The organism is Ruthenibacterium lactatiformans (genome assembly GCF_000949455.1).
In the GTDB taxonomy this organism is placed as follows: Bacteria; Bacillota; Clostridia; order Oscillospirales; family Ruminococcaceae; genus Ruthenibacterium; species Ruthenibacterium lactatiformans.
On the sequence record NZ_JXXK01000065.1, the window covers coordinates 1 to 7,075 of the forward strand.

Annotated in this window: 9 protein-coding genes; all 9 read right to left on the reverse strand. The window is 65.5% G+C overall.

Annotated elements, in window-relative coordinates; translation table 11 throughout:
• The coding region (locus tag TQ39_RS19295; RefSeq protein ID WP_050006742.1) for a helix-turn-helix domain-containing protein at positions 1–233 on the reverse strand (233 nt) is incomplete at its 3' end.
• Between the two features lie 115 nt (positions 234–348).
• Positions 349–1,446, reverse strand: coding sequence for an SGNH/GDSL hydrolase family protein (locus TQ39_RS19300; RefSeq protein WP_050006743.1), 1,098 nt, complete (start codon positions 1,444–1,446; stop codon positions 349–351).
• Positions 1,447–1,459: 13 nt separating this feature from the next.
• Complete coding sequence (locus TQ39_RS19305) at positions 1,460–2,014, reverse strand: DUF3795 domain-containing protein (RefSeq protein WP_009323745.1); 555 nt, start codon at positions 2,012–2,014, stop codon at positions 1,460–1,462.
• Positions 2,015–2,054: 40 nt separating this feature from the next.
• Complete coding sequence (locus TQ39_RS19310) at positions 2,055–2,546, reverse strand: NUDIX hydrolase (protein ID WP_009323746.1); 492 nt, start codon at positions 2,544–2,546, stop codon at positions 2,055–2,057.
• 14 nt (positions 2,547–2,560) lie between these two features.
• A complete protein-coding gene (locus tag TQ39_RS19315) occupies positions 2,561–2,902 on the reverse strand; it encodes a phenylpyruvate tautomerase MIF-related protein (protein ID WP_009323747.1) in 342 nt (113 codons plus the stop codon).
• Positions 2,903–2,966: 64 nt separating this feature from the next.
• Positions 2,967–3,767 (reverse strand): alpha/beta hydrolase, encoded by an 801-nt coding sequence (locus TQ39_RS19320; RefSeq protein ID WP_009323748.1) that lies wholly within the window; start codon positions 3,765–3,767, stop codon positions 2,967–2,969.
• Positions 3,768–3,899: 132 nt separating this feature from the next.
• Positions 3,900–4,781: a Gfo/Idh/MocA family protein gene (locus TQ39_RS19325; protein ID WP_009323750.1), complete on the reverse strand. Its 882-nt coding sequence runs from the start codon at positions 4,779–4,781 to the stop codon at positions 3,900–3,902.
• A 13-nt stretch (positions 4,782–4,794) separates the two neighbouring features.
• The gene (locus tag TQ39_RS19330; RefSeq protein ID WP_050006744.1) at positions 4,795–5,673 is read right to left on the reverse strand and encodes a hypothetical protein; all 879 of its coding nucleotides are present in this window, start codon (positions 5,671–5,673) and stop codon (positions 4,795–4,797) included.
• A gap of 50 nt (positions 5,674–5,723) precedes the next feature.
• The coding region (locus tag TQ39_RS19335) for an amidohydrolase (protein WP_338092853.1) at positions 5,724–7,075 on the reverse strand (1,352 nt) is incomplete at its 5' end.

Here is a 7,075-nt window from a genome sequence, read left to right on the forward strand (position 1 = left end):
TCCTCCAGCTTTAGCTTCTTCGGTGGCCATCCTTTGCTTCCCCTGCCGCGGCGCTCAATAAACAGCCCATCAGGACCTTCTTCAAGATATATCCTTTCCCAATCCGCTACAGAGTGAGCTCCCCTGATTTCGTACTGTCGTGCAATTTCTCGGTAGCTTAATCCTTTCTCTCGCATTTCCTCTACTATCTGTTTCTTAAATGCTCCATCGTATTTAGGAACCCCTTTTGGCATAAAACAACACCCCATTCGTTACTAGTTTACCATACTGTCTAACAAATGGGGTGCTGTTCAGGCCGGTTGCACCCGTAAATCGTTTTACGGCGCTGCATCTTTTTTGGGGGGGGATTCATTCTTCTGTCAGGTAAGGCAGCAGCACGGGGAGAAGGCCGCGGGCCATGAAATAAAAGCCCAGGTCCGTGGGATGCACGCCGTCCACAGTGTATTCTTCACCGCCGTCCGGCCAGAGCGTGCGGCCGTCCAGGAAAGCGATATTTGCATCGCCGCCCGCGCGTGCCTGCTCCACAGCGTCACGCTGCGCCGCCCGCCAGGCGTCCTTTTGCGCCACGCGGTCCGGCTGTTGGGCCTCCAGAGGACCGAGCGGCGCGCTGACCACCAGAATGGGCAGCCGCGGGCATGCCGCGCGCAGCCGCGCCAGGAAAGCGGGCAGGCGGCCCAGACAGCCAAGCGGCCCGGCATTGGCTTCAGCGTCCACCACCAGCAGGCGCAGGCCCGGCACGCGCGCCAGTACGTCCGCCATCTCCGGCTCCAGGCATGCGTTGCCCGAAAAGCCGAAGTTATAGATCTGTACGTCCAGCGCACGGGCAAGGATGGCGGGGAAAGCCATACCCGGATGGGAAGCGCAGCCGCCCTGGTCGATGGACGTGCCGTAGACGGCGGCCGCGCCGCTTACGGCACGGGGCGCGGGCGCGGCCACAGAGGCGTCCGCGTCAACGCCCACCCATACCTCTTTCACGCCCATGTACAGCGGAAAATGAATTAGAAATTCCTTTTCCTCCCGGTCCCCTCCGCTCCACAATGCGGCGGTATATGCGGTTTCTCCGTGGCCGAACACACTGGGCCCGGCGTAACGCCATGCGCCGCCCGGCCTGCGCAGATAGCAGTCAAAACCGCCCTGTCCGGTGGAGGGCATGTGGTGCATGGCGCAAGCAGCCGCAAGACGTGCTCGGACAAGCACGCGTCCCGTACTGCTGCGAAAACGGATACAGCCGCCCGCTGTATTTGTGCCCAGCTCGGTGAGGGCGGCTCGCCCGGCGCGGGAAAATACCGCGTCGGAATCCAGCGGCAGGCGGCGGTATGCGCCGTCCTGCTCGAAAAAGGCAAATCCCTCCAGCACGAGGGGCGGTTCAAATGGCGCAAGCCACCGCACGCCCTCCTCCGGTGCGGGGCGCGCCTGCATAAAACGGTCCAGTTTTGCAATATCCATCCGTCGGCCTCCGTTACTTTTTCTTCCGGTTCAGCTTCAGACATATGCCATTTGCCGCCGCGGCCTCCTGCAGCAGCCGCGCGGCTAGCGCGCCCTTTTCCCGGAGGGCGGCGTCCGGGGGCGTCTGCCGCCGCAGCAGGGACACGGTTTCCCGTACGTCCGCAAGCTCCAGCAGGTTGACGGCCGTGCAGAACAGGCTTTTCCGCCGTCCGTCGTTGTATTCCCGCAGCAAAAAGCGCAAGAGCGCCTCCTTTTCCTCCAGCATAGCCCGGTATGCGTCCAGTCCGTCCCGGGCCGCCCGGGCAAAATCCCTTTGCACATTGCGGTGGGGCACGAAGGAGTCATAAGGCTCGGCCCTGGTGTAACGGGCACAGGGATATTCCGTGCACTGGAAGCAGTATTCCACGCCGCCGTGCTCCCGCGCGCACCGCTGCACCGCGCAGGAGGGACGGCCCGCGCCGCCGCAGCCCGTGCAGTGCTCCGTCTCGCTGATGTGGTACATCGGGCACAGCCCGCAGTTCAGGCCGCACAGGGAAAAGCGGGGCTCGGCCCGCGTCTGTTCCTTCATACAAAACCTCCCTCAATCGTTGAAGCGCGCCGCGCCCGGATTACGGCGTACCGGCCGGTTCCGGCGGGCAGGGCCGCCCGTTCAGAGATGCCGATACCAGCGTGCTGCCGCGGTATACCAGCTTAAGAGAGAAAAACGGCGCTTCCTGCGCCAGCAGGCGCAGGAAAATGCGGTCGCCCTCCCAAAGCGGCAGGCCCGGCACCGCGCTCTTTTCCACCCATGCCAGCTCGCCTTCGACACACGGCCCGGCCAACGTGCCCTCGAACGCGTCCGAGGTGAAAAGATGCATATACTCCGTGGGCCACACGTCCGACACGAACGTCACAAGCCCCCGGTACCGCCAGTCCGTCAGCATCAGGCCCGTTTCCTCCCGCACCTCGCGCAGCAGGCAGTCTTCGGGGCTTTCGCCCTCCTCGCACTTGCCGCCTACACCGATCCACTTGCCCTCGTTTTCGTCGTTGGCCTTTTTGGTGCGGTGCAGCATCAGGCAGCGGCTTCCCTGTTCGATGTAGCACAGCGTCGTATTCTTCATTGCCTGCCCCGCGCTCAGAAGTTTCCGCCGTTCCAGCCCCAGTTGGGCGTTTCGGCGTATTTGACGTATACCCGCGCGGGGTCGATGTCCAGCACGGCGTCCAGCAGTTCGCAGACGCGGGCCGTCAGTGCATCGTAGGCGTCCGGCTCCGCGCCGCCGTAAACGGATACCTCCACCAGCGCGGCGGGGGCGTCGGTGCCCTGGAACCACAGCGCGCACTCGGGCTCCACGCCCACCATCAGCCAGGCCTCGCTTTTGCCGGGAATGGCCTCGATGGCCTGCCCCAGCCGTGTCTTAAGCGCCTCCTGTGCGTTTTCGGATACGGGGATATTGGTTTTTACATTGATGAACGGCATAAATATTTCCTCCCTGACGCGCCGGTCCCGGCGCGCTTTTTGATGCAGCGCGCGGCGCTGTACGTCAGCGGCGCAGCCAGCCGGCGGCCAGATCCACCCAGCCCGTGCACTCCGCCTGCACGCCCGCGCCGGCGGTATTTTCCGTCAGCTCGTTGGCAAGGGACAGCCCGTGCCCGCCCACGGAGTATATGTGGGACTCAAACGGTACGCCCGCACGGCGCAGGGCCATGGCGAACAGCATCGTGTTTTCCACGGGTACGCCGGGATCAGTATAGGTGTGCCACAGAAACGCGGGCGGCGTGTCCTGCGTCACATGCTGTTCCAGCGATACCTCCGCGCGGCGGGCGGCGTCCGCGTCGGCGCCCAGCAGATTGTCGAAAGACCCCTTGTGGGCAAATTCTCCGCCGGTGATAACGGGGTAGCAAAGCACCATTTTGTCCGGGCGCATGTCCTGGGGGGCAAGGCCGGTTTCGGCAGCGAGGAACGGTGCGTTCCAAAACACACCAAGGCTGCCCGCCAGATGCCCGCCCGCAGAAAAACCGCATACGGAGATTTGCCGCGGGTCCACATGGTTCTCCGCGGCGCCCGCGCGCACCCAGGCCACGGCTTCGGCCAGCGCGCGCAGCGCGGCGGGGAAACGGGCGGGCGCGCAGGGATAGCGCAGCACACAGGCGTGGAAGCCGCGGGCGCACAGGGCCAGCGCGATGGGTTCGGCCTCGCGGTCGCTGGTATAGGCGTAGCCGCCGCCCGGACATACGACAACGGCCGGGCGGCACGCGCCCGCCTTCAGCTCGGGAGAATCCGCCAGAAAATAGGTGTCCAGGTACGCGCCCTGAGCGCCGAGAGGGATGCGTTCACATTTCATAACAATTGCTCCTTTGTCAATGGGATGCGCCGGCCCGGGCCGGAGACAGACGGAAAAGAAAAGGCGCCCGCAGCGCTCCGGCACGGCTGTGCGCGGGGCGAAGGCGGGCGCGGGAACGCGGCAGGGCGGCGCTCATTCCAGCGGCGGCGCAACAAACGCCTCGCGGCCGGTTTGAGCGGCTTCGACAAGGGCGTTTAAAATCTGCACCGGGCGCAGCAGCGTGCCGTAGGGCTCGGGCGGGGTGCGCGTCAGCACGCCCTGCACGAATTTTGCGAACCCCTGCCGGTAGATGGTGGAAATGTCGATGGAGTGCACTGCCACTTCCTTTGCGCCGTACAGCGCAGCGTGAAACTCGCTTACCTCGGCGAAATTCACGCACACGCCCAGCGACGCGTACTTGAACACGGCGATGACATTGCCCGCCGTAACGTCGGCCTTCACACTGATGATATCCGGCCCGAAGGCGGTTGTCAATATCTCAGCGGTATGGCCGCCGTAAAAATACAGCCCGCCGTAAGGGCTGTCCAACTCTCCGGGGAAATTCAGCCCGGCCGAGATCACGCCGCCGTCCGCACACATGGCGCGGTATTTGTCCCGCAGCCAAAGCACATCCGGGCAGTATTTGCACGTGGAGCCGCCCGCCAGCAGCGCGCCGCTCTCCCGCGCGGCGGCCACCAGAGCGGCGGCCTGGCCGATGTCGGTGGTGAAAGGCTTGTCCACCCAGGTGGAGATGCCCGCGCGCAGGAAGGGCAGCGCCGCGTCATGGTGCTGCGCGCCGTGGCGCAGCACCACCATCACGGCGTCCACCTGGCCCAGCATACGGGCCGGGTCGTCCACAACGGTGTGGATATGCGCTTCGTTTGCCACGAAGGCGGCGCGCTGGGCGCTCTCGCCCCACAGCATGGTGACGCGCGCGGGCAAGCCGCTGCCGCCCTCCTCGGGCGGAAGATTGGCGAGCCTGGAAAAAGCGAGGGCGTGGAAGTTGTCCGCGCCGATCATGCCAATGCGCAGCATACGGAATCCCTCCTTACAGATTGATCACGGCGATGGCGGCCACGCCCAGCAAAATACCGAGCCTGCCGCGCGCCGAAAGTTTTTCCCGGAACAGCAGCACGGAGCACAGCGTCACGCCCACAATGATGCTGCCCTGTACAAGCGGGAACAGGTAGCTGGCATCCACGCGCCCGGCCAGCCAGGTGAGCAGCAGATTGCCGCCCACAGAGCCGCCCGCCAGAAGCACGGCGGCAAGAGCGTTTTGGCGCAGCAGCGCGGTGCCGTCCGCCGCGCCCGCGGGCAGCCTGCCCCGCAGCGCCAGATACGCCAGCGCGTAGCAGGCCGCGGCTGTGCAGAAGCCCACCAGCATCAGGCCCGCGGCCTCGGCGCCGCCCGTGGCGTTTTGCTGGGACTTTTGTACCACCGCGCACAGTCCGTTGCACAGAAAGGTCAGCGCACACAGCGCCAGCCAGCGGGGCTCGGGCTTCTGTGCGCCGCCCGGCGCGACGTTCAGGCACCAGAACGCGGCTAGGAACAGCGCCACGGCTGCGGCAAGCGTGAAAGTGAGCGCTTCGCCGAACAGCAGCACGCCCGCAAACGCGGGCACCAGCATGCTGGCGGAAAAATAAAACGTTGTGTAGGAGAGCGGCCCGCTGGCGATGGCCAGGTTGTAAAACAAGATCGTCAGTGCGAACAGCACGCCGAAGGCAATGCCGTGCCGCAGCGTCGCGGGGCTTACGGTGAACATGTCCGGCACAGCCAGACGGCCGGCGCCCATGGCCGCGGCCGCCAGCAGCGAAAACGCGCAGTTCACCAGAAGCTTCTGGGGCAGATGTTCGGCGTGCTGCAGCTTCATGGAAAGCGTTTGCAGCACGAACAGGATGATCGTGCAGAGAAGGAATACAGCTGTCATGCAGCGGCCTCCAGTCGGATGATTTTTCCGGCGCTTATGCTGCGCCGCCGTCAGCCCTCGCCGGGCTGCGCCAGAATGTCCCGCCACAGCGCGGAATATTCGTCCCGCGTGCGGCGCGGTGCGTCCGCCAGTACGCTGCGGCCCTTTGCCGCGCCGCCGGCCAGCAGGTCGATGACCGTCGCGGCCATCAGCTTGGCGGGCGCCAGATAGGCGAGCGCTTCATCGGCGACGGCAAAGTCCCTGCTGTGCGCCGCGCCGGAAAAGCCGCTCACCGTCGGCTGGATAACGGGCAGCAGGTAGGACACGTCGCCCATATCCGTGCTGCCGCAGAAGGGCAGACCGCGTTCCACGGCAAGCCCGGGTGCGCAAACCGGGACGTTGGCCGCGAACAGTTCGGAAAGCGCCGCGTTCTGCGCCAGCGGCAGATAACCCGGCATATCGTCGATCTCCACCCGCGCGCCCACGGCGTAAGCGGCGCCCCGGGCCGCACGGTTCACTTTGGCGTTGGCGGTGCGCATGGCCTGCACGCTGGCGGCACGCACGTAGCTCTCCATGCGCACATCTGCGGGCACGGTGTTCACCAGGTCCCCGCCCTTTGTAATGATAGGATGCACACGCACATGGTCCTCGTCGCGGAAAGTCTCACGGTTGGCGTGGATGGCCGCGATGGCAAGGGATGCCGCGTTCAGCGCGTTGACGCCTTCCCAGGGCGCGCCGCCCGCGTGTGCCTCTTTGCCGAGAAACCGCAGCTCCTTGCCGATAAAGCCGCCCGCCGCGCCTGCAACCACCGCGCGAGGCTGCGGGGCGTCTGTTTCGCTGTGCACCATCATGGCCATGTCGATATCGTCAAAAGCGCCTTCCGCGATGAGCTGCTGCTTACCGCCGAGATACTGTACTTCGCCCGCGCGCCTCAGCCCGGCCCGCCAGCCGATCTCAACGTATTCCTCCGCGGGCGCCGCCAGCAGGCATACGCTGCCCGCAAGGCTGTCCGCCACGGCCCGCAGGCCCACAGCGCAGCCCAGCATGGAGGCAAGCTGGGCGTTGTGCCCGCAGGCGTGGGCCGCGCCTGTGGCTTTGTCCGCAAACGGATGGCCGGGGCTGAGCACCGCGTCCAGCTCCCCGATAACGGCCACCCGCGGCCCCGCGCCGCGCCAAAGCCAGCCTTTCACGCCTGTGCGCGCGGGCCGCGTAACGTCCGTCAGACCCAGCGAGGCAAAGGCCTCCAGCACCTTTCCGGCCGTGCGCGTTTCCTTATAGCCCAGCTCCGGATGGGCAAGGATATCCCGCCCGAAAGCGGTGAGGCGCTGTGCCTGTGCGTCGATGGCGGCGCACGCCGCGCGCTTGAGCGCGTCTGTCATTGTGTTCATAGTCCGCTCACGCTTTCCATGTTTCAAGATTCTGC

What these genes read in the sequence shown, in the direction of transcription:
- TQ39_RS19320 (WP_009323748.1), bottom strand. Translation starts at nt 3,767, where the DNA reads ATGAAATGTGAACGCATCCCTCTCGGCGCTCAGGGCGCGTACCTGGAC.
- TQ39_RS19315 (WP_009323747.1), bottom strand. Translation starts at nt 2,902, where the DNA reads ATGCCGTTCATCAATGTAAAAACCAATATCCCCGTATCCGAAAACGCA.
- TQ39_RS19300 (WP_050006743.1), bottom strand. Translation starts at nt 1,446, where the DNA reads ATGGATATTGCAAAACTGGACCGTTTTATGCAGGCGCGCCCCGCACCG.
- TQ39_RS19305 (WP_009323745.1), bottom strand. Translation starts at nt 2,014, where the DNA reads ATGAAGGAACAGACGCGGGCCGAGCCCCGCTTTTCCCTGTGCGGCCTG.
- TQ39_RS19330 (WP_050006744.1), bottom strand. Translation starts at nt 5,673, where the DNA reads ATGACAGCTGTATTCCTTCTCTGCACGATCATCCTGTTCGTGCTGCAA.
- TQ39_RS19325 (WP_009323750.1), bottom strand. Translation starts at nt 4,781, where the DNA reads ATGCTGCGCATTGGCATGATCGGCGCGGACAACTTCCACGCCCTCGCT.
- TQ39_RS19310 (WP_009323746.1), bottom strand. Translation starts at nt 2,546, where the DNA reads ATGAAGAATACGACGCTGTGCTACATCGAACAGGGAAGCCGCTGCCTG.